The 19,481-nt window shown below is 39.8% G+C and carries 21 protein-coding genes and 1 pseudogene; 9 read left to right on the forward strand and 13 right to left on the reverse strand.

The window, feature by feature from the left end; genetic code table 11:
• The 4 genes from ACQKEV_RS02555 to pepT form a co-directional block, all read right to left on the reverse strand.
• The coding region (locus ACQKEV_RS02555) for a hypothetical protein (protein ID WP_427457693.1) at positions 1-542 on the reverse strand (542 nt) is incomplete at its 3' end.
• Between the two features lie 112 nt (positions 543-654).
• The gene (locus ACQKEV_RS02560) at positions 655-1,323 is read right to left on the reverse strand and encodes a hypothetical protein (protein WP_427443063.1); all 669 of its coding nucleotides are present in this window, start codon (positions 1,321-1,323) and stop codon (positions 655-657) included.
• 3 nt (positions 1,324-1,326) lie between these two features.
• Complete coding sequence (locus ACQKEV_RS02565; protein ID WP_427443065.1) at positions 1,327-2,151, reverse strand: ABC transporter ATP-binding protein; 825 nt, start codon at positions 2,149-2,151, stop codon at positions 1,327-1,329.
• Positions 2,152-2,426: 275 nt separating this feature from the next.
• Positions 2,427-3,653, reverse strand: a complete 1,227-nt coding sequence (pepT, locus tag ACQKEV_RS02570; RefSeq protein ID WP_427443067.1) for a peptidase T — start codon at positions 3,651-3,653, stop codon at positions 2,427-2,429.
• A gap of 155 nt (positions 3,654-3,808) precedes the next feature.
• Here pepT and rpmG point away from each other — a divergent pair, with 155 nt between their 5' ends.
• Positions 3,809-3,958: a 50S ribosomal protein L33 gene (rpmG, locus tag ACQKEV_RS02575; RefSeq protein ID WP_427443069.1), complete on the forward strand. Its 150-nt coding sequence runs from the start codon at positions 3,809-3,811 to the stop codon at positions 3,956-3,958.
• A gap of 22 nt (positions 3,959-3,980) precedes the next feature.
• Here the strand turns inward: rpmG and ACQKEV_RS02580 are convergent, their stop codons facing one another.
• Complete coding sequence (locus tag ACQKEV_RS02580) at positions 3,981-4,631, reverse strand: glycerol-3-phosphate acyltransferase (RefSeq protein WP_427443071.1); 651 nt, start codon at positions 4,629-4,631, stop codon at positions 3,981-3,983.
• A 363-nt stretch (positions 4,632-4,994) separates the two neighbouring features.
• The gene (locus ACQKEV_RS02585) at positions 4,995-5,225 is read right to left on the reverse strand and encodes an excisionase family DNA-binding protein (protein ID WP_427443073.1); all 231 of its coding nucleotides are present in this window, start codon (positions 5,223-5,225) and stop codon (positions 4,995-4,997) included.
• A gap of 101 nt (positions 5,226-5,326) precedes the next feature.
• On the opposite strand from ACQKEV_RS02585, the gene ACQKEV_RS02590 reads away from it, so the two are divergent.
• Positions 5,327-6,205 carry an EamA family transporter gene (locus tag ACQKEV_RS02590; RefSeq protein WP_427443075.1) on the forward strand — a complete coding sequence of 293 codons (879 nt, stop codon included), beginning with the start codon at positions 5,327-5,329 and terminating at the stop codon, positions 6,203-6,205.
• Positions 6,206-6,420: 215 nt separating this feature from the next.
• On the opposite strand, the pseudogene ACQKEV_RS02595 reads toward ACQKEV_RS02590, so the two are convergent.
• Positions 6,421-6,570 (reverse strand): annotated as a pseudogene (locus ACQKEV_RS02595) (aminopeptidase); the annotation flags it as partial.
• 95 nt (positions 6,571-6,665) lie between these two features.
• Here ACQKEV_RS02595 and ACQKEV_RS02600 point away from each other — a divergent pair.
• The 3 genes from ACQKEV_RS02600 to ACQKEV_RS02610 are packed head-to-tail and all read left to right on the forward strand — an operon-like array spanning position 6,666 to position 9,711.
• Positions 6,666-7,358 carry a response regulator transcription factor gene (locus tag ACQKEV_RS02600; protein ID WP_427443077.1) on the forward strand — a complete coding sequence of 231 codons (693 nt, stop codon included), beginning with the start codon at positions 6,666-6,668 and terminating at the stop codon, positions 7,356-7,358.
• Complete coding sequence (locus tag ACQKEV_RS02605) at positions 7,336-7,509, forward strand: hypothetical protein (RefSeq protein ID WP_427443079.1); 174 nt, start codon at positions 7,336-7,338, stop codon at positions 7,507-7,509. The genes ACQKEV_RS02600 and ACQKEV_RS02605 overlap by 23 nt, the downstream gene beginning before the upstream one ends.
• 3 nt (positions 7,510-7,512) lie before the next feature.
• Positions 7,513-9,711: a histidine kinase dimerization/phospho-acceptor domain-containing protein gene (locus ACQKEV_RS02610; protein WP_427443081.1), complete on the forward strand. Its 2,199-nt coding sequence runs from the start codon at positions 7,513-7,515 to the stop codon at positions 9,709-9,711.
• Between the two features lie 307 nt (positions 9,712-10,018).
• Here ACQKEV_RS02610 and ACQKEV_RS02615 read toward each other — a convergent pair whose 3' ends face one another.
• A complete protein-coding gene (locus tag ACQKEV_RS02615; RefSeq protein WP_427457696.1) occupies positions 10,019-10,450 on the reverse strand; it encodes a CPBP family intramembrane glutamic endopeptidase in 432 nt (143 codons plus the stop codon).
• A 286-nt stretch (positions 10,451-10,736) separates the two neighbouring features.
• Here ACQKEV_RS02615 and ACQKEV_RS02620 point away from each other — a divergent pair, with 286 nt between their 5' ends.
• The 4 genes from ACQKEV_RS02620 to ACQKEV_RS02635 all read left to right on the forward strand — a co-directional run bounded on the left by ACQKEV_RS02620 (position 10,737) and on the right by ACQKEV_RS02635 (position 15,484).
• Positions 10,737-11,789 carry a potassium channel family protein gene (locus ACQKEV_RS02620; protein ID WP_427443087.1) on the forward strand — a complete coding sequence of 351 codons (1,053 nt, stop codon included), beginning with the start codon at positions 10,737-10,739 and terminating at the stop codon, positions 11,787-11,789.
• 53 nt (positions 11,790-11,842) lie between these two features.
• Entirely contained in the window at positions 11,843-13,615 is a 1,773-nt protein-coding gene (locus tag ACQKEV_RS02625) for a mechanosensitive ion channel (RefSeq protein WP_427443089.1), read from the forward strand.
• Positions 13,616-14,447: 832 nt separating this feature from the next.
• Positions 14,448-14,906: a plastocyanin/azurin family copper-binding protein gene (locus ACQKEV_RS02630; RefSeq protein ID WP_427443091.1), complete on the forward strand. Its 459-nt coding sequence runs from the start codon at positions 14,448-14,450 to the stop codon at positions 14,904-14,906.
• 107 nt (positions 14,907-15,013) lie between these two features.
• Positions 15,014-15,484 (forward strand): DinB family protein, encoded by a 471-nt coding sequence (locus tag ACQKEV_RS02635; protein WP_427443093.1) that lies wholly within the window; start codon positions 15,014-15,016, stop codon positions 15,482-15,484.
• Positions 15,485-15,802: 318 nt separating this feature from the next.
• On the opposite strand, the gene ACQKEV_RS02640 is transcribed toward ACQKEV_RS02635, so the two are convergent.
• The 5 genes from ACQKEV_RS02640 to ACQKEV_RS02660 all read right to left on the reverse strand — a co-directional run bounded on the left by ACQKEV_RS02640 (position 15,803) and on the right by ACQKEV_RS02660 (position 19,351).
• Positions 15,803-16,441 (reverse strand): response regulator, encoded by a 639-nt coding sequence (locus tag ACQKEV_RS02640; protein ID WP_427443095.1) that lies wholly within the window; start codon positions 16,439-16,441, stop codon positions 15,803-15,805.
• The gene (locus ACQKEV_RS02645; protein ID WP_427443097.1) at positions 16,419-17,462 is read right to left on the reverse strand and encodes a sensor histidine kinase; all 1,044 of its coding nucleotides are present in this window, start codon (positions 17,460-17,462) and stop codon (positions 16,419-16,421) included. Before ACQKEV_RS02645 ends, ACQKEV_RS02640 begins: the two co-directional genes overlap by 23 nt.
• Positions 17,459-18,160, reverse strand: a complete 702-nt coding sequence (gene liaF, locus ACQKEV_RS02650; protein WP_427443099.1) for a cell wall-active antibiotics response protein LiaF — start codon at positions 18,158-18,160, stop codon at positions 17,459-17,461. Before liaF ends, ACQKEV_RS02645 begins: the two co-directional genes overlap by 4 nt.
• A 174-nt stretch (positions 18,161-18,334) precedes the next feature.
• Positions 18,335-18,982 carry a PspA/IM30 family protein gene (locus tag ACQKEV_RS02655; RefSeq protein ID WP_427443101.1) on the reverse strand — a complete coding sequence of 216 codons (648 nt, stop codon included), beginning with the start codon at positions 18,980-18,982 and terminating at the stop codon, positions 18,335-18,337.
• A 12-nt stretch (positions 18,983-18,994) separates the two neighbouring features.
• Entirely contained in the window at positions 18,995-19,351 is a 357-nt protein-coding gene (locus tag ACQKEV_RS02660; RefSeq protein WP_427443103.1) for an ABC transporter permease, read from the reverse strand.
• Positions 19,352-19,481 lie beyond the last annotated feature (130 nt).

Here is a 19,481-nt window from a genome sequence, read left to right on the forward strand (position 1 = left end):
TTAGCAGCTTCAGCCTTAGCTAGAGCAGCAGCTTTCTTCTCTTCAGCTTTAGCTAGAGCAGCTGCAGCTTTTTCGTTTAATTCATTCTCATCTTCAACTTCTGGAGTTTCAACGTCCGTTTCAGGAACTTCAACTTCTGGAGTTTCAACTTCTGTCTCAGGAGCTTCTACTACAGGAGTTTCAACTTCAGTTTCAGGAACTTCTGTCTCTGGAGATTCAGGAAGCTCAGCTTCTGGTGTTTCAGCGTTTTTCTCAGCCCATTTAGCTAGTGCTTTGTCAATGTTCTTTTGTAATGCAGCTTTTGCTGTTGGATTACTAATTTTCTCAATGTTTTTAGAAAGGGCAAAAATATTGTTGGCAGTGTAACCAGTTGGAACGAGTGAAGCATTTTCTAAATCTTCAGCTGTAACAGGAGTTTGTTGAACAGCTTCTAAATCAGGAGAATCTACTTTCTCAGTTTCGTTGGCCCAAACTTGTCCTGCAGAAGTCGTAATAAGTCCTGCGGCTAATATAGCAGCGCTTGCTTTTTTCCAATTTTTCAATTTCGTCACCTCTTAATAAATTTGCATCTCAAAGACGCTAATATACTTTTCGAAATAGATTCATAACTTATGGGGGTGTATCCATAATTTTCTGCAAAATAAAAAAACACGCTTATTCAGCGTGTGGGCAATAAGAACATTTATTGGTATTAGGCATTTCTTTTAATAAACAGCATGTAACCCGTCTATAGTCTTTCATCGCTTCAAGTGCAGATTGGTTTTGTAAAAATTGCTTAAAAGGAGATCGTCTCATTTGCGGTTTCCAGGTGCTGTCGAGCAATAGTAAATCCAAATTCTCTGCGGCACCTAAAACACCATCCTGGATTAACTGACTGTAAGCCCATAAGACATAGCCCCAGATGTTTTCCCATAAAATCAATTTTGAAATTTTTGAATGTAAGCTAAAGAATTCAACAAGGGGATGACCATAGGTATCCAGTACGAATCGTAAGACTTGTTCTTCTTCTTTCACTTCGATAAAACCTTCACTCGGCAATGTGAACTTAAATGTATAGTCATCGTAAATAATGCCAACTTGATTTAAAGGTCCAGCAAACAGTTTCTTGTGTACAGCAATGATATGGAATTGAGCAGCAAATAAAAATCCCATCCGACGAAAAAAAACAGATGCAGCAACGGTATCCGTCGGTGCATCTGTCAAGTCTCGAACGGTTTGAAGGAATCTTGTGAGGCCATGTACTGTCTGAACTTCTTCAAGTGTTGTAAGAGGTTGACGTTCATCATCGACAAAAACAGAAAGCCGGTTGAGTGATTCCTTCATACCTTATGCACCAGTAGATACACGTAATTCTGGAACTACACAGCGCCCTCGACCATAAGGAATACAATGAGGGGTCCCGAACATCGGATCTTTTGAAACTTGGCATTCCATCCCGAATACCGAACGTACTAAATCGCATGTAATAATATCTTCCGGTTTCCCTTGAGCATGTACGTCACCATTTTTAATGGCGATGATATTGTGTGCGTAACGGGAGGCTAAGTTCAAATCATGCAACACCATGACGATGGTGCGATCTTTTTTCTCATTTAATTCAAAAAGCAAATCCAAGATTTCAATTTGGTGCGTCATATCCAAATAAGTAGTTGGTTCATCAAGAAGGATGACATCTGTATCTTGAGCGAGTGTCATGGCAATCCAGGCGCGTTGACGTTGGCCACCAGATAATGTATCAACTGCTCGGTCTCGTAGATCGCTAATGCGCGTTGCTTCCATTGCTGCTTCCACTTTTTCCGTATCTTCTTCAGTCCAGCGTTTCAACCACGACTGGTGTGGATAACGACCTTGCTTAACTAAATCATGAACCGTTAATCCCTCCGGTGATACGGGAGATTGAGGCAGTATGCCCATTTTTTTTGCTACTTCTTTAGAAGACATGCGGTGAACATCTTTTCCTTCCAAGAGAACAGAACCGGTTGTCGGTTTCAACAATCGGGCAATTGAACGAAGAAGAGTGGACTTGCCGCAACCGTTGCTACCAACAAACACGGAAATTTCCCCACGGGGTATATGTAAATTTAAATTCTCGAATAGTAAATGATCAGTATATCCAATTGACAGGGACTCAGCTTTAACAGCAGTATGCATCATTGTAACCTCCAACTAACTGATAGGTGTTCTCACTCAAAACATCATACCACATTTCGACCAATTATTGAGAATGATTTTCATTGTTTATCAAGGTAATCTTTACAAAAATGTGAAGTTAGTGTGGAGGCCTAGGCATGATGTTATCTGCGACCTATAAAATATATGCGTAATGGCACAAAATTAGTTCGTGTTTTTTTACGTTCAATACCATGAAAACCTCCATAAAAAAAGCACAGTCTGTCGGGAGGACAGTCTGTGCTGGTTTTGTTTTATTAAGCTTGTCTTTCAAACAGTTGAATCATTTCGATCATGACTTTTGTTGCTTTTTCCATATTATCGACTGAAATATATTCATATTTTCCGTGATAGTTTTCGCCACCAGTAAAGATATTAGGTGTTGGCATGCCCATATACGATAATTGGGAACCGTCTGTGCCTCCACGAATTGGAATGACTAATGGATTAATTGAAAGATTCGTCATCGCTTCATGTGCAATGTCGACAATTTCTTTTACAGGTTCAATTTTCTCACCCATGTTGTAATATTGATCATTCAATTCAAATGAAATAGCATTAGCTCCGTATTCAGCTTTGACTTTTGCAGCAGCTTCTTCAAATAATGCTTTTTTCGCTTCGAATTTTTCACGATCGAAGTCACGAATGATGTAAGATAATTTTGCTTCTTCTACATGCCCGTTGAAATTCATTAAGTGTATAAATCCTTCATAGCCTTCAGTTTTCTCAGGCACTTCATTTACTGGCATATAAGATTGAAACTTCATAGCGATTGTCAGAGCATTGACCATTTTGTTCTTAGCTGAACCGGGGTGAACACTCGTCCCACGTGTAATTACTTTAGCACCAGCTGCATTGAAACTTTCAAACTGAAGTTCTCCAAGAGGTCCGCCATCCATTGTATAAGCATATTTGGCATCGAATTTTTCAACATCAAATTTATGGGGACCACGACCAATTTCTTCATCCGGAGTAAAGGCAACTCGAAGTTTGCCATGTTTAATGTCAGGGTTTTTAATTAGGTATTCCATAGCTGTCATAATTTCAGCGATTCCTGCTTTGTTGTCAGCACCCAGTAAAGTCGTGCCATCAGTTGTAATTAAAGTGTGACCGATGTAATTATTAAGCTCTGGAAAATCGTCAGGAGACATGACGGTTTCTTCATTTAATCGGATATCGCCACCTTCATAGCAATCTATTTGCTGAGGATTAACATTTTTGCCTGTATAGTCAGTAGCTGTATCAACGTGAGCTAGAAAGCCGATTGTTGGCAGTTCACGTTCTGTATTTGAAGGCAATGTGGCAAATAAATAACCATTGTCATCCAGTGAAATGTCTTCCATTCCGATTGAAGCTAACTCTTTTTCAAGTTCATGCAATAAATCCCACTGCCCTGGCGTTGACGGGCAAGTTGTACTGTTCGCATCAGATTGTGTATCGATTTTAGCATAGCGCACAAGACGTTCAATTAATATTTCTTGCATGACAGTCCACTCCCTTAATTTCAATGAATCTTTTATTAGTTTATCATTTTCTGAATCATCACGGAATAATGATCATGGGTGATTGACCATTAAAATTACAATATGGTATTATAAATAGTAATCATTACTATTTGGAGAATGGAGGACTTACTAATATGAGAGTAAATATCACATTAGCTTGTACAGAATCAGGCGATAAAAACTATATCACTTCTAAAAACAAACGCACTAATCCAGAACGAATCGAAATGATGAAGTATTCAAAACGTCTGAAGAAGATGACGTTACATCGAGAGACAAAATAAGAAAAGCGGCATCCACTTAAAATTACAGTGTGGATACCGCTTTTTTCTTTTTGATAACCGAAGAAACTCGTGGTTCGGTTCCATCTTTTAAACGCTGGATATTCTCCCGATGTTTCCATATGGCGAGTAAAAAAAGTGCAATCGTTATGACAAGTGGCATAAAACTCTCTGTAACCCATAAGGCTAAAATGATAAATGTAATATATAAAAACAGTACACCTATTAATAAGTAGTCTGTAACCAGAGAAATGACAATTAGCAAAAGAAGTCCAGCCAATCCGATTTTCCAATCTAGTACTAACAATACGCCAATTACAGACGCTGTTCCTTTGCCCCCATCAAAGTTCATCCAAAATGGATAATTGTGACCAATTACGACAAATGCCCCCATCAAAAATAAAAGAACCCATTGAACTTCAACGGAAAATGCAGTGGATCCTAGTAGTAAACGCAAAAGACCAATAGCAAATATGCTTTTACCAATGTCAATCAATGCGACCAGTGCCCCGTATTTCTTACCCAACACAATAGTGGCATTTGATGCCCCGGCATTCTTTATTCCCTGTTCCTTTACGTTCACCCCAGAAAGCAGTTGCGCCACAAATGAACCGTGGAGACAACCAATTAAATAACCTGATAGTAAGACGATGAGCATCGACAATGCAAGATTCATAACCCCAACCCCTTTTTTCCTCTCATTCTTTAAACGTTTGAGTGTTGGTAAAAGTTTCAAAATAGTATTTAAGTAATTATTGACTAGTTATGATCTTCGCAAATAGGCAAGAGATTCTTGACTCAAAGTTAGTTGCCATCCTGTTGAATGTAGCGAACTAAAAGAAACTTACTAAAGATGGAAGCAACAGGGCACCAATTAAGAATGCTTGAAATCGTACGGTCTTTTGAAAAACGTACAATGAAGATTCCGACGAATGGTGACGGTTTCCCCTTACGAAAGTTCTTAGGCGATGTCAAATGACCAGCTTCTATCAAACTTTTTTTGCATAATCAATTGAAAAGAGACCAATGTGGGTCCAGTTTAGTCTTCATCTTTAACATCTATGTCTTCTGGAATAGGCGTATTGCGCCATTCGTCAATTTGGCGTTTGACGTCTTCGACTTGTTCTAAGTGGCGATCAAATTGAGTTTGATTAATTAAATATTGTTCTCCATCGTGGACAGATTTAATTCGGCCTTCTAATACATACCGGCGTACTTGTGGTTCAGGCATGCTCAAAAATTCAGCAGTTTCTTCTATTGTTAAATACACAGAGCAACACTCCTTTTTCTTCAGTATAGAGGACGAAATGTTGTATCTCAATATGTATAAAATATGGTAAAGTACAGTCAACAACAACTTGAGGTGACAATATGAAAACAGTGATCCCTTACTTCCTTGTGTTATTAGCTGCTGTGTTATGGGGCACAACTGGAACAGCTCAAAGCTACTTGCCACAAAATGCGCAACCTTTGACGATTGGTGCAGCAAGGTTAGCAATTGGTGGATTTTCCTTATTATTAATTATGATCACGATGAGAAAAATTAATTTCCGAACATGGCCATGGCTGATTACGTTAATTTGTGCATTGTGTATGGCTTTATTCCAACCGTTATTTTTCACTTCCGTACGTGTAACGGGTATTGCGATCGGCACGGTTGTTGCCATTGGCAGTGCGCCGATATTTTCGGGTTTGATAGAATGGCTGTTTCTTAAAATGAAGCCATCTCGCGCATGGGCATTGGCGACAACTCTTTCGGTCATTGGCTGCGGCCTGTTATTTCTGAATACAGACTCGCTTACAGTCAATCCACTGGGAGTTACATTGTCTTTGATTGCCGGATTTATTTTTGCTATTTACACCATTGTCAGTAAAGCATTACTTTCTAAAGTAGAAGCTATTCCGGCAGTTGCCATGACATTTTCAATGAGCGCATTGATGTTGATGCCATTCTTGTTTATCTTCGACAGCTCATGGGTTACGGAACCATCAAATATTTGGACGATTTTATATTTAGGATTTATGACGACGAGTGTGGCCTACATCCTGTATTTATTTGGGCTCCAGAAAGTCCCATCTTCCTCAGCTGTGACGTTATCTTTAGGAGAACCGTTAACGGCTGCCGTGTTGAGTGTCTTCATCGTAGGCGAAGTATTAAGCCCTGTTTCCTGGGTTGGCGTTTTACTATTGCTCGGCGGAATAATAGTCCTTACGTTTAGTGGAAGAAGAAGAGTAAAGCATATTGGGTAATTGGAAAGTGTCTCTTTAACCAGAGACGCTTTTTTGTGTTGAAAACGGAGTGGAACTTAGTTGATGCCGATTAATACACCATGATAATAAATCGAAAAAAACAATATCATTTTATGTGCTGAGCGATTGCTCAGTTGTAATAATTGACCATCACGTAGGAAAAAACGTAGGTGACGTAGGAATTATCACTGTCCACGTAGGAATTACATTAAAATTTACCTCGCATAATACTCTCTGCGTGTTTGATTCATGACGGCGAGAGTGACGATTTCCGAAACATCTTGCAGTTTTTTTGTGCTGATTTTATCGATAGAATCTTCGGGCTTGTGATACCAAGGCTCCGCCGGGTTATGGATGAATAAAGCATTTTCTTAAGAAATTCTTCATTTTTATCCTAATAGTTTGTTAAGAATTGGCAGATATAATTGGTATCATAAGAAGTAGAAATGAGGTGCAACGGATGACACAATTTACGGTTCTTGTAACGGATGACGACCAGGACATTCGTGACGGGATTGAGATCTACCTGAAAAATGAAGGATACCGCGTACTGAAAGCTGCGGATGGTCTCGAGGCATTGATGCTACTTGAAAAGAATGAGATTCATTTAATCATACTCGATATTATGATGCCAAATATGGACGGCATACAAGCGACGTTCAAAATTCGCTCAGAGCGCAATATCCCAATCATTATGTTGAGTGCAAAAGCGGAAGACTCCGACAAAATTCACGGTTTATCCGTGGGAGCAGATGACTATGTAACGAAGCCGTTTCATCCGATGGAACTGATGGCTCGTGTGAAGTCGCAGTTGCGTCGGTATGTCCATCTCGGTACGTTCAAGGAACAGAATGCCACAGTGGCAATCGGGGGACTTGTTCTGGATATGGACGCCAAGTTAGTGACGCTTGATGGTGAAACGGTGAAATTGACACCAATCGAATACAAAATTACTGAATTGCTGATGACCAATGCCGGTCGAGTGTTTTCAATTGGGGAAATTTATGAGCGAGTATGGAACGAGCCTGCTTACAATGCCGAAAATATTGTCGCTGTTCATATTCGTAAAATTCGCGAAAAAATCGAAACGGATCCGAAAAATCCGAGATATGTAAAGGTGGTGTGGGGAATTGGTTACAAAATCGAAAAGTAAAGCTACTCATTGGTTCTCCATTGTCGCACTTGCACTCGCCATGCTCAGTCTCATGTATTGCTATTCTTTTATCGCCCAGTTAATGGATAATCACTTTTCATCGAGCCGAATGCTTGTGCATTTAACCCGCATGTTAAAAGGCGGGGCTTAATTGATGAAAAGATTATCATGGCTATTTTATGGACTAATCAGCATTGCGATTTTGGCCTTTTTAACATTTACTTCATACAGTCATCAATATCTAGGTAAAGAATTTAAAGACTCCGATCATTTTCAAACAATAGTGGAATCCCAAATGAATGAAGTCTATCCAACGTTAATCAATAGGTTTGACGTAAAAGAAGAGATTAAGAACCTTGAAGTGACTGAAAATGAAATAGAAGAATACCGCATGTATTATGGTTCCCAAATGGATCAAATCCGTGACGTTAGCTATCAATATGAAAGTTTGATTGAGCAAGCTACATCATTGTCGGAAGAGGAAATGATGTCTGAATTAGTGAATGAGCGAGACGAGAAAATCGCAGAAATCCGCAAAAACTTTGCTGATGATGAAGTGGTGAGAAATAAAATCATGGAAGCGAAAAAACAGGCATTGGAAGAATATGATCGAAAGGTCTCTAACTCGCTTCCGCATTTGAAGGCGTTGCAAAATCAAATGGCCTATGAACTAACCAATGTGGTAACAGGTGAACACTACTCTTTTGGTGATGTCAAAGACGCGAATGCAATAAAAAAAGAGTACAGTTCGAAAACCGGTTTTCTTCGTCTTTCAAATGTGAATCAAAATTATATGAATGTGGAAGATGGGGAATTGAGATCTTTATCCATCTTTTACATTAGTAATATGATAAAAGACCAGGACAGTCAGTTTTCCGGAACAGTCGCTATACCGAAAACGACTAATGCTTCTGAACATATGCAGGGTCTGACCAACTTCAATCAAAACAAAGCCTACTTTTACTCTCTTTGGATGTTAGGGCTGATTGCTTTTGGAGGAGCCATATGGTTATTTAATAAAAGGAAGGCCGAAATACTTTCTTCCCCTACACAACCTTTCATTCAAGAACGAAAATTGGAGATTCGCTTATTATTAATCTTCATTCCGTTGGTTTTAGCCTTTGCTTTCTCAACGATCGTTTCGGATCAATTGAGCTATTACGAATATTATTATTCCAATCTTAGATTTGCTGTATATGCTGCCATGATGGTTTTGCTATTCGTCTTCTTCCTGACATTGGCACTCATTCAGTCGGTATGGTTGTTTACCGACAGCAGGAAAACTGGAATACGAACGATGTGGGAAAGAAGTATTTTCAAAAAATGGGTGACAACAATTGAAGACGTGTTTCTTAACCGTCGACTGGGTACCCAGATTATTATTATTCTGTTGGTGGTCTTTCTGGCAGGATTAGGCCTTGCGGGTATCTTTGTTGTTCCAGAATTGTTGATTATATATGTGCCTTTATTCGTATTTATTTTAATGCCTGCGTTGTATTTGCTGCTGAAAAGAGTCGGTGATTACAATAAACTCGCATTAGCGACTGAACATATGGCAAAAGGACATCAGATTGCAGATGTACGCATTGGTGGCAAATCCGTTTTTGCTAATCATGCCAAACATTTGAACATGCTTCGTGAAGGCGTAAGGATGTCGCAATCAGAACAGGCGAAAAGTGAAAGGCTAAAAACTGAATTAATCACAAATGTTAGCCATGATTTACGAACACCTTTGACATCAATTATTACTTATACGGATTTACTGAAAAAGGTTGATTTAACGGATGAAGAACGTCTGTCATACGTGGCGATCTTAGATCGTAAATCTCAGAGATTGAAAACATTAATTGAAGATCTGTTCGAAGTATCCAAAATGGCGAGTGGCAATATGGAGCTTAATAAGCAAAGGGTGGATTTAACTCAGCTTATGCAACAAGCTCTTGCAGAACACGAAGAAGCCATTCAAGTCGCTGGTCTCGATTTCCGCGTAGCTGTTCCAGAAAATCCGATTCATGCCTTTGTTGACGGACAGAAATGGTGGAGAATGCTGGATAACTTAATTGTGAATGCAATAAAATATACGTTGCCCGGCACACGTGTTTATGTAACGTTGAAAGAAATGGATGGGTGTGCCCAAATTATCTTGAAAAATGTCACGAAATTCGAACTTGGTGAAAACGTTGATGAATTGTTTGAACGTTTCAAACGAGCCGATACTTCCCGTCATACGGAAGGTTCTGGACTTGGATTGGCAATCGCGCAGTCGATTGTCGACTTACACGGTGGTTCTTTACGTATAAACGTGGATGGAGATTTATTTAAAGTCACTGTATCAATCAAAACTGATTCATAATATGTAAGGGATTCGTTCCCTGACTTTTTGCGACACATACAGGTCAAAACCGTAATTAAAACCTTCAAGTTGCATATACTAAATTGACTGCGGAACTTAACCAGGTTGTCAGTCAAACCAAAGAAACGTCTAAGCCTATGCTTAGACGTTTTTATTGTTTAGTGCTGAAGGGAAATTTTCAAAAACCATTGGATGGATTTTATTTGAGGTGGACGTGTTTCGCTAACTCGGTTTCAGTCTCCAAGTGATGGGAAATGTCCAAGCTGTAAATCCTTCATAATAAATGACCAGTAATTGTTTACAAAACCTACTTAATATAAAACATATAAACCCCAATCAACAAAACCCCTATATCCGCAAATATATGAATGATCCAGGAAGGATAAATGGTTCCGCTCTTCTCATTCATCCATTGAAATATAAGACCGCCAATAAAGAGACCCACGACTGCTAATAGTAAAATTGACCACTCAAACCATGGCAAGAAAATCGCGATGTGGTAGATGGCGAAAAAGAGGCTTGGCAAGAACCACTTCAATCTCGATTCTTTTAATAAATCCACTAACAAGCCTCGGAAGAAAAATTCCTCCAAAAAAGAATTACCCAACAATATGTAAACTGCAACAAATGGGAATACTGAAGCTGTAACACCAACCCGCGTTTCCAAATCTTCCTGTAATGCGACCAAGTTGATCGAATCATTCAACAACATAAACGTACTTATAATTGTACCGGCCACGAACTAATCCTAGCCCTAGTGCTATATAAATACTATTTTTTTGTGTTTTTCGTATTTGCAGAAAATTAAATGTAAAACTTCTCAATATAACTACAGGAAACACGACAAAAACTAATATTTTGGCAAGTGTTTTCCATACATAAGAAACTTCAATTCCTTGTTCAATCCACAGCAGAAAGAAGATAGAGAACAAGGGAAAGAGTACAGTCCATTTTTTCATGTTTTTTCCACCTCACTAAATAGACGAAATTCGTGTTAAAAGGTTTGCGAAAGGGTATTTAAAGTAATGAACCAATTAAAAGAAGCAGGTGGATCAATGAACACATCAAAATGGATGGATCTTCGCATTCGTTTCCGACATATACTCTTTGCCATTATCGGTCTAATCGTCTTAGTCGCAGTTGCCACAGCAGGTTTCATGGCATTGGAAAATCTCGAATTTTTTGATGCCTTTTATTTAACGATTATATCCCTAATGACGGTTGGCTACGGAGACATTGTCCCAGAGACAGAAGCGGGTCAAAAATTCGCATTATTACTTATTCCTTTAGGAGTGGCATTTGTTACTTACGCGATGGGAGCAGTGGCTTCTTATTTCATTGAACATCAACTTTCCGTAAAGGTGTGGAATAAACGCATGGAACATACAATCAAAAATTTGGAAAATCATATTGTCGTATGTGGATTAGGACGGGTGGGAAGACAGGTTTATGAGCAATTAAAAGAAGAAGACGTCCGTGTCATTTACATCCATGACTCCGAAGAAGAAATGGTGGAGTATTTGGCGGAAGGAACCCTTCGCATTATTGGCAATCCGTTGCAGGAAAATATCTTGAAAGAAGCGAATGTGGCAAATGCACGAGGCTTGATTGCGACATTACCGAGTGATTCAGATAATGTCTTTATCACCATCAAAGCGAAAGCCTTAAATGAAAAGATAGAAGTGGTTGCAAGAGCAGAAAACGCAGGCTCCGAAGAAGTATTGCTGCGTGCAGGTGCCAGTCGAGTAATCAATCCCTCTACAATTGGTGGCCGGGAATTGGTTAGTTCCGTATTACGTCCAGTAGGGACAGATTTAGTGAATCTTCTTATTCATACAAAAGAAAAAAAACAGTCTATCGAAGAGGTGTCGCTGGAAGAAGCCTGTACATACATCGGCAAATCATTAAAAGAATCAGCGATACGTAATGAGACGGGTGTAACGGTACTGGCAATCCGTCGTGGAGAGAAACTCATTAGCAATCCCTCCTCTGATGAAGTGTTGAAGAAGGAAGATGTATTAATCATTTATGGGGAGAAAGATACGAGCGAAGCGTTTAAAAAGAAATGCAAAGGGTAAATGAAGATTGTTATGAATTACAAATAATTTATTTTGTCAAAGGAGGATACGCTATGATGGATCAGTACTATTGGAGAGACACGCTCTCATTTTTACCAGAACTTTTGCTAGCTTTGTTGGTATTATTAATCGGATTTTTTGTGGCAAAGTTCCTGGAAAATCTTACGTACAAAATGTTACGTAAAGCACGTGTTAATGAACGATTAGGTAACAAAAACGAAAAGTGGACAGTCGAAAAGATTATCAGTAAAGTAGTCTTCTTCGTCGTGTTGATTCTTGCATTTGTACTATTCTTTAATATCTTAAACTTGAATTCTATGGCAATGCCTTTTGTTTCCATGTATTCAGGCTTAACGGGTGCTTTCCTTAACATTTTGAAAGCAGGTTTAATTTTACTGTTTGCTTGGGTGTTAGCTACGGTTGTTAAAAAAGTCATCCAAATGGCTGGCAACAAGCTGAACTTGAATAAATATGTTTCGAAGACAGGTATGGATGCAAATCCTGCCGATCAAGCAAAATGGACAGATACAGCAGCTAACGTTGCGTATTATCTAATTTTCTTGTTATTCATTCCAGCAGTATTAAACGCTCTTGGAATTGATGGACTAAGTGGACCGTTTGAAGGGATGCTTTCAAGCTTCTTTAACTTCATTCCTAAATTAGTATCTGCAGCCTTAGTCTTCTTCATCGGTTGGTTTGTAGCGAAACTGGTACGCAACTTACTAGAGAAGTTTTTACAATCTGCAGGAGCAGACCGCTTAGCAGACCGCTTGAACATTTCTTCTTTCTTTGAAGGGACAAGCCTTTCAAAAGTTGTAGGAATTATCGCGTTTATTCTGATTATGATTCCAGTATCGATTACTGCACTTGAAATTTTAGATTTAGATGGAATTTCTAGTCCTGCAGTAGGTATGTTGAATGACATTTTAGCTATGTTGCCTAAAATCGCAATTGCGATCATCCTTATCTTAGTAGGGATTGTTGCAGCTAAATGGGTGAAAGATATTGTTGTCTCATTACTTGAGAAGTTGGGTGTCAATTCAATTTTCGGTAAAATGGGCTTCAAATCAGGTGCTGGATCAGCTCCATCTTTCGCTTCACTATTAGGTACAGTCGTACAAGTTATTATCATTTTATTGTTTGTTGTAGAAGCGCTACAATTACTTGAACTTGAATTTATGGTTACACTAGCAACAGGCATTTTTGCTTACTTGCCATCAGTTATTGCTGCTATCATCATTCTTGCAGTTGGTTTCTGGTTAGCAAATATGGCAGAACAATTAGTAGGCAGTGTAATGAGCCATTCTTCAGGTACACCACATGTATTACGTTATGTTGCGAAATATGCAATTCTTGCATTCGCATTCTTTATGGCATTAGATCAACTAGGCATTGCAGCTTCAATTATTAACTCAGCGTTTATCCTTATCTTAGGTGGCGTAGCATTTGCATTCGGTCTAGCATTCGGTTTAGGCGGACGCGAACATGCTTCTCGATATTTAAGCAAGATGGAAAAGAGTTTACAAAATGCTGAAGTGTCGAAAGAAAACTATAAAGCTGAAAAAGAATCGATTAAAGAATCTTTGAAAGAATCTTTTAAACCTGAACAAGAAAAAGAGCAAAGTTTACGTGGATTCAATGCACATGTAGACGAAGTGAATCCAACTAACTCTGTGAGACCAGTTGATGAAGGCTTCAACACACCTTCACCGGACGAAGTTCATCCATACGATGAAACTCCACCAAATGAAGGATCATCATTCAACAAAGATGCTCACGACAGTTGGAATAGCACGAAACCAAAAGACGATCCATTTAGACCATAATAAGATCTTAAAAGTAGCAACTCCCATTTGATGGAGTTGCTACTTTTTTGTGTGAAATAAAATAGATTTATCGATGAATGATGGCTCAGTCTGACTTTTACCCGTTGACGTCTGAAAAAGGAGAGATGACGTCTGAAAAAACGGCATCGACGTGTGAAGAATCTGCATCCACGTCTGAAAACACGAAAAAATCTCGAGACATCAATTTTTCAAAACAGCAGCGCAGCGAAAACAAAACCATAAAATCTTTAAACCCCAAATGGGAGCCGTTTCGCTACTCGCTGCAGGCTCTTTTCTGTGGGATGTGCCCTGAGCGGTTGCTCATTCTGACTTTATGGAGTTGACGTCTGAGAAATGGAGCTCGACGTCTGAAAAAACGGCATCGACGTGTGAAAAATCTGCGTTCACGTCTGAAAACATGAAAAAATCTCGAGACATCACTTCTTCCAACAGTAGCGCAGCGAAAACAAAAACCATAAAATCTTTAATTACCAAATGGGAGCCGTTTCGCTACTCGCTGCAGGCTCTTTTCTGTGGGATATGACCTGAGCGGTTGCTCAGTCTGACTTTTTGGAGTTGACGTCTGAATAATGGAGATCGACGTCTGAAAAAAGGCATTGACGTCTGAAAAATCTGCGTCCACGTCTGAAAAAAAGCCGTATGCCAACAGCAAAGGCTGCCGGTTTCATCGGCAGCCCCATTTAGAATTTTTCATAACACAATGTTTTAGGGTGAAAAACGTGAATCAGTAAGAAACTATTTCCAAGCATATAAAACTAATTGAACCTTCCTTTCGTTAGCTAAGAAAGAATTAGGAGAGGAAGGGATTATTATGAACTTTAAGATGAGTCTATTATTAGTAGGTGGTCTGCTAGTGTTAGCGGCATGTGGGGAAGAGGAAGCAAAACCTTTGGAAAATGAGCCAATTGAAGAGACGGTAGACATGTCTGTAGAACAAGCGAAAGAAGTTGTTGAAGAAGAAGGGGTTTCTGAGGAACAGCCTATGATTGATGCAGCGGAAGCGGCAAGTGGAGAAGCATCTCCCTTGTTATCAAAAGGGGAGATGACTAGCTTTATCTTTAATGAAGTTGGAGAGTTTGCTGTTTACTGTGAACCTCATCCTGTGATGAAGATGAAAGTGATTGTGGAAGTAGGCTCATCAAATTTCGGGGAAGTCGCACTCGATATTGCGGATTATGCATTTAGTGAAGAAAGCATTACCGTAGCCCCTGGAACAGTCATTACATGGACAAATCAAGATTCAGCCCGTCATAACGTGGCGTTTGAATGAAGATATAGATTGAGGCAGAATATAAACCATATTTTTGATTTTTCTGTTTCTTTTTTTAATAGATTCAGCTACCCTTAATTTATCACGTATCGATAAGGGGTAATGACATGGAGACATTAGGTCAATTAAACTTTGCGAGAATTTATACGCAAGGGCGATTGCAATCTGTAAAAGATGAACAATGGGATATCCAACCGGAAGGGTTTCACAATACAATCCGATGGAACGTCGGTCATATTTTTGTATCGATGGAGAGTTTAATCCATCGTGGAGTACCTGAATACGAGGTTGCTCATCCTGAATGGATGTCTTTGTTCGCGCCAGGCACAAAACCATCTGATTGGACAGTTGCCCCTCCAACAAACGAAGAATTACTGACTGCTTTGGCAGCACAACCGGCACGGGTCAAAGAATTCCTGACAGGTAAACTAGATCAACAAATGCCCGATGTTATGTCGATAGGGAAATTTCACGACATGGCAACGGTTGAGGCAGTGATTCAATTTGCTATATGGCATGAAGGGATTCACGCTGGCATAATTTTTGCATTGAATAAAGTGACTGCTATATCAGAGTAATGAAAGCAAAGAATGGGTGGCTTTGACAGAAAACATGTCAAAGCCACTTTTTTGCACGTTCATGATGTGCGGAAATTGGAAGGTCCGCGTAGAAAATGTGAGCTACTATGTCCAGGTTGACAGTTTTGTGAGCTAGGTAGACAAAACGCAGATCCAGGTAGACAGATTGCTCCTCCAGGTAGACAGTTTCGCCTTCCAGGTTGTACAAAATTTAACGAAAGTCAAATTATTAACATTTTTTAACAAGTTATAGATATATAAAAATTGAGAAATCAACACTCATATAAATAAAAAACAACCTCCACCTGGAAGGTTGTTTTATGTTTTAGGCACTAAATCTTGTTGAAACGCATATACAACGGCTTGTGTGCGATCTTGCACCTCAAGCTTGGATAGAATGTTGCTGACATGAGTTTTAACGGTCTTCAATGCAATGAACAATTCATCGGCAATGTCCTGGTTGCTACGACCTTTCGCCATTAACAATAGGATTTCGTGTTCGCGGTCAGTCAATTCGTCGTGAAGCGGACGAGTTTGTCCTTGGCGCATCCGTTTCATCATTTTGTTCGTGACTTCTGGCTCCAAAACAGCTTGACCAGACAATGTATCGCGAATCGCACTTGCGATTTGTTTCGCATTAGATGTTTTCAGTACATAACTGACAGCACCTGCTTCAAGGGCTGGGTACACTTTATCATCATCAAGGAAACTTGTGACAATCATGATTTTTGCTTGTGGCCATTTGGCAATAATTTCTTTCGTGGCTTCTGCACCATTCATAATGGGCATCACCATATCCATCAGAACGATATCCGGACGCAGTGATAATACAAGATCAACAGCGTCCTTGCCGTTGACGGCTTCTCCGATCACGTCCATATCTGGCTGTGCTTGTAAGTACGCGGACACGCCTATCCGGACCATTTCATGATCATCAACGAGTACGATTCGAATCATCTATTTCCAATCCTTTCTCAACCGGTACTTTTACTTCCACGATCGTTCCTTGTGATGGGACGGAAACCACTTTGCTGGTGCCACCCATTTCAACTGCCCGTTCTTGTATATGATGCAACCCGTAAGAACCTGTTTTTCCTTCATCACTCATAAATCCGATGCCATTATCCTGTACACGGAAAATGGCGAGGCCATCTCGTTCCACGAATAGAATGTCGACTTCACTGGCATTTGCATGGCGCAATGTATTGGAAAGCGTTTCTTGTGCAATGCGGAATAAATGGTCTTCTGCACCTTTGGAAAGAGAGATATCCTCCAATCGGAAGCGGATGGTGAAGTGTACTTTTTGTTGCAATTCAAACAGTAATTCTTCAAGACCTTGAGCCAGTGATTTATTATGAAGCGCTGCAGGACGTAAGTGGAGAAGTAAGGCACGCATTTCAAGTTGTGCTTGCTGAACCATTTTTTCAGCTTGAGCCAATGGTTTCGGCACGTCATTTTCCTGCTGTTCCGTGATTGCTGATAGCAACATGGAGGCAGCGAATAACTGCTGCGACACAGAATCGTGAAGTTCCCGTGCTAATCGCTGACGTTCCTGAATAATGCGTTCTTGAATTCGCTTATCTTCACCTTCTGCACGTTCGTCTGACATTCGCTGCAAACTTCTTTTTTGTGTAGCAATGAGCGTCGTCACATCACCCAAAGTTTTATGTAACTTCGACGAAACTTTTGGAACTGCCATGCCATCATTTTGTTGTTCGGTATTTGTGACTGCCTGCAAATAGTTGTCGACCGCTCGCTCTCTTTTTCTCGCCAGAGTCGTGCTGGAAATAGCAGCCCCCATACTAATGCTGAGTAGCAAAATGGCGATCCAAATCGCTATTGGCAAATCTCCTTCTTCTGACCAAAGAGGGAACCAAGTTTCGTATGAAGGCGATCCTAAAAGATACGTTAACAACCCCATGACGAAAGCAGTGAGAATCGTGAATAATAGGAAAGTACGTCCGATGAATCCACTCATTTGCGAATCACCTCAACATCCCCAAGCCACGTCGATACTGCGATGACGAGTTCGGAAGTGGCACTACCTTGAGCTTCTGCATAACCATTTTGAAGGACAATCGATTGATTCCACAAACGTTTTTTACTGGCACCAAAAAGCCGTGCATCTCCAAGTAACGTTGTGTAATGGATTCGAACAGGGATTTCATAAGGAACAATCACACTGATTTTCCCGATTCCCTGGCGAACGGATACAAACGAGGTTCCTTTTGGCAACACCGTTTGAGTCGTATCTATTGTGATGTTTCCGTAAATTCCTTGAACGTGCACATCTTGCCATTCATATGCATGAAATGGTGTAGTTTGAACAGAAAAGAGTTTATTTTGAATGATGGCATTGGGTGTTTCTAAGTCACCGAGAAAAGGTTCAATGACCTGATGTGTTTCATCGCCTTTCCAAAGTCGCACTAAAATATAGACCATTGTAGCTGCGATTAACAGGCGCAAGCTCCACATGGAAAGTAAGGCGATGCCTAAGAACGCGATGCCGCTCCAGAAAAACAAGCGGCTTTTTCTGCGAAGACTGATATATACCAATCCGATACCAAAAAGAACGAATAACACGCTTCCATTATGGAAGAACATCGCTTCAATAAATATAAGTAGCAAGGCAGCCAATAGCCAAAATGTAATTCGCTCAGTTGAAAATCGTTGCAAAGCTATTCCTCCTTTTTCGTATCGGATTTCTCGTTAGACGAGAACCGCGGTCGACCTAAATACTATTTAACAGGAGAAGACAAGTGCCTTCTCCTGTCCTTTTATTGTTTAGCTTCAAGCGCAATCAAGAGACTTTTTAATGAACAGCATTAGAAAAGTGCTTTGCTATTAATATTACACAATTTCTTGTTGCGGTTGTGCATTTTTTTCTAGCATGTCTAGTCTGCGTTCCATGGATGATAAATCATGTTGTTTTTCAATGCGTTGACCTAGTCGTTCAATGTATTGTTCCATTTCATCAAAGGCCAATAATCTTTTTTCACCGTTTTTTGATGCTTCCGGTTGAAGGACTCGATCCATTTGGTGATGGGCACGAGTGACATTTTCTTTGCCCATCAGCTGTAGTTGGCGAACTTTCATATCTTTCAGTTTGTGTTTCATTTCTTCAAACTTTTGTTCAAGCCCAAATAACTCCTCAGTTGTGCGAGATATGCTAGCTTGTAATACGTCTTTACGGTTCGTATAGGCTGTAACTTCTGCTTGGGCAAAATCAATTAATTCACCTTCATTTGTATGGCGGGCTAGCTCCAGTTGTGAGGAGCGTTTAGCCAACATGTCTATTGCTTCTTGCAGTTCTTTTTCAAGTTGAACTTTAAGTTGCGCTTGGCGCTCAATCCATTTCCCTGTTTGTTCCGTTTGTTTTTCTGCTTCACGAATGTATTGATTTAACATAGCGATGGGATTTTTCTGTTCTTTTTTGTCAAACACGTTGTGAAGATCTGCTTCAAATGCATGTTTGAATCGTTTCCATAATGTTGTCATGTGTATTGCCTCCTATTTGTTTAGTTCGTTCCACTGTTTTTCAAAATTAATAAACGGGTCTGAAGATGCTGCAGTCAGTTGCGTAGGGAAAGCAATCGGTTGTTGTTTCCATTCACGAATGACATACCATAAACCGACAATCGCCAGAATTCCGAAGAAACCGGGCACATTTGCTACAGCTGTCAGTAATCCAATCAGTCCAACGGCAATCCAAGAAATTTTAGCCAGTTTTGATCCTCCTTTTAAATAGAAATGCATACCTGCGAACACAAGCAGTGCAGATAATGCAAGACCTAAAAGTGGTCCCAAATTGACCAGTGCCACAATTCCTGCAATTACGCCAACTAAGATTAATCCAAATTTTTTCATGTGTTTGTCTCTCCTTTCAAATTGTAAGTTAATCGTACCAACTGAACGTAATTCACCAAACGGGCTTGGAATGCATTTTTTACTAAGACCAGAGACGTAGAAGGTTCTAAGAATAGAGTAGAAAATTTAA

The sequence above is a fragment of the Paenisporosarcina sp. NPDC076907 genome, from assembly GCF_050269735.1.
Lineage (GTDB): Bacteria > Bacillota > Bacilli > Bacillales_A > Planococcaceae > Paenisporosarcina.

Coding starts and splice junctions, on each gene's coding strand:
- ACQKEV_RS02600 (WP_427443077.1), top strand. CDS start 6,666: ATGACACAATTTACGGTTCTTGTAACGGATGACGACCAGGACATTCGT.
- ACQKEV_RS02660 (WP_427443103.1), bottom strand. CDS start 19,351: ATGAAAAAATTTGGATTAATCTTAGTTGGCGTAATTGCAGGAATTGTG.
- ACQKEV_RS02580 (WP_427443071.1), bottom strand. CDS start 4,631: ATGAATCTTGCATTGTCGATGCTCATCGTCTTACTATCAGGTTATTTA.
- ACQKEV_RS02590 (WP_427443075.1), top strand. CDS start 5,327: ATGAAAACAGTGATCCCTTACTTCCTTGTGTTATTAGCTGCTGTGTTA.
- ACQKEV_RS02560 (WP_427443063.1), bottom strand. CDS start 1,323: ATGAAGGAATCACTCAACCGGCTTTCTGTTTTTGTCGATGATGAACGT.
- ACQKEV_RS02620 (WP_427443087.1), top strand. CDS start 10,737: ATGAACCAATTAAAAGAAGCAGGTGGATCAATGAACACATCAAAATGG.
- ACQKEV_RS02630 (WP_427443091.1), top strand. CDS start 14,448: ATGAACTTTAAGATGAGTCTATTATTAGTAGGTGGTCTGCTAGTGTTA.
- ACQKEV_RS02610 (WP_427443081.1), top strand. CDS start 7,513: ATGAAAAGATTATCATGGCTATTTTATGGACTAATCAGCATTGCGATT.
- pepT (WP_427443067.1), bottom strand. CDS start 3,653: ATGCAAGAAATATTAATTGAACGTCTTGTGCGCTATGCTAAAATCGAT.
- ACQKEV_RS02645 (WP_427443097.1), bottom strand. CDS start 17,462: ATGAGTGGATTCATCGGACGTACTTTCCTATTATTCACGATTCTCACT.
- rpmG (WP_427443069.1), top strand. CDS start 3,809: ATGAGAGTAAATATCACATTAGCTTGTACAGAATCAGGCGATAAAAAC.
- ACQKEV_RS02655 (WP_427443101.1), bottom strand. CDS start 18,982: ATGACAACATTATGGAAACGATTCAAACATGCATTTGAAGCAGATCTT.
- ACQKEV_RS02635 (WP_427443093.1), top strand. CDS start 15,014: ATGGAGACATTAGGTCAATTAAACTTTGCGAGAATTTATACGCAAGGG.
- ACQKEV_RS02565 (WP_427443065.1), bottom strand. CDS start 2,151: ATGCATACTGCTGTTAAAGCTGAGTCCCTGTCAATTGGATATACTGAT.
- ACQKEV_RS02640 (WP_427443095.1), bottom strand. CDS start 16,441: ATGATTCGAATCGTACTCGTTGATGATCATGAAATGGTCCGGATAGGC.
- ACQKEV_RS02625 (WP_427443089.1), top strand. CDS start 11,843: ATGATGGATCAGTACTATTGGAGAGACACGCTCTCATTTTTACCAGAA.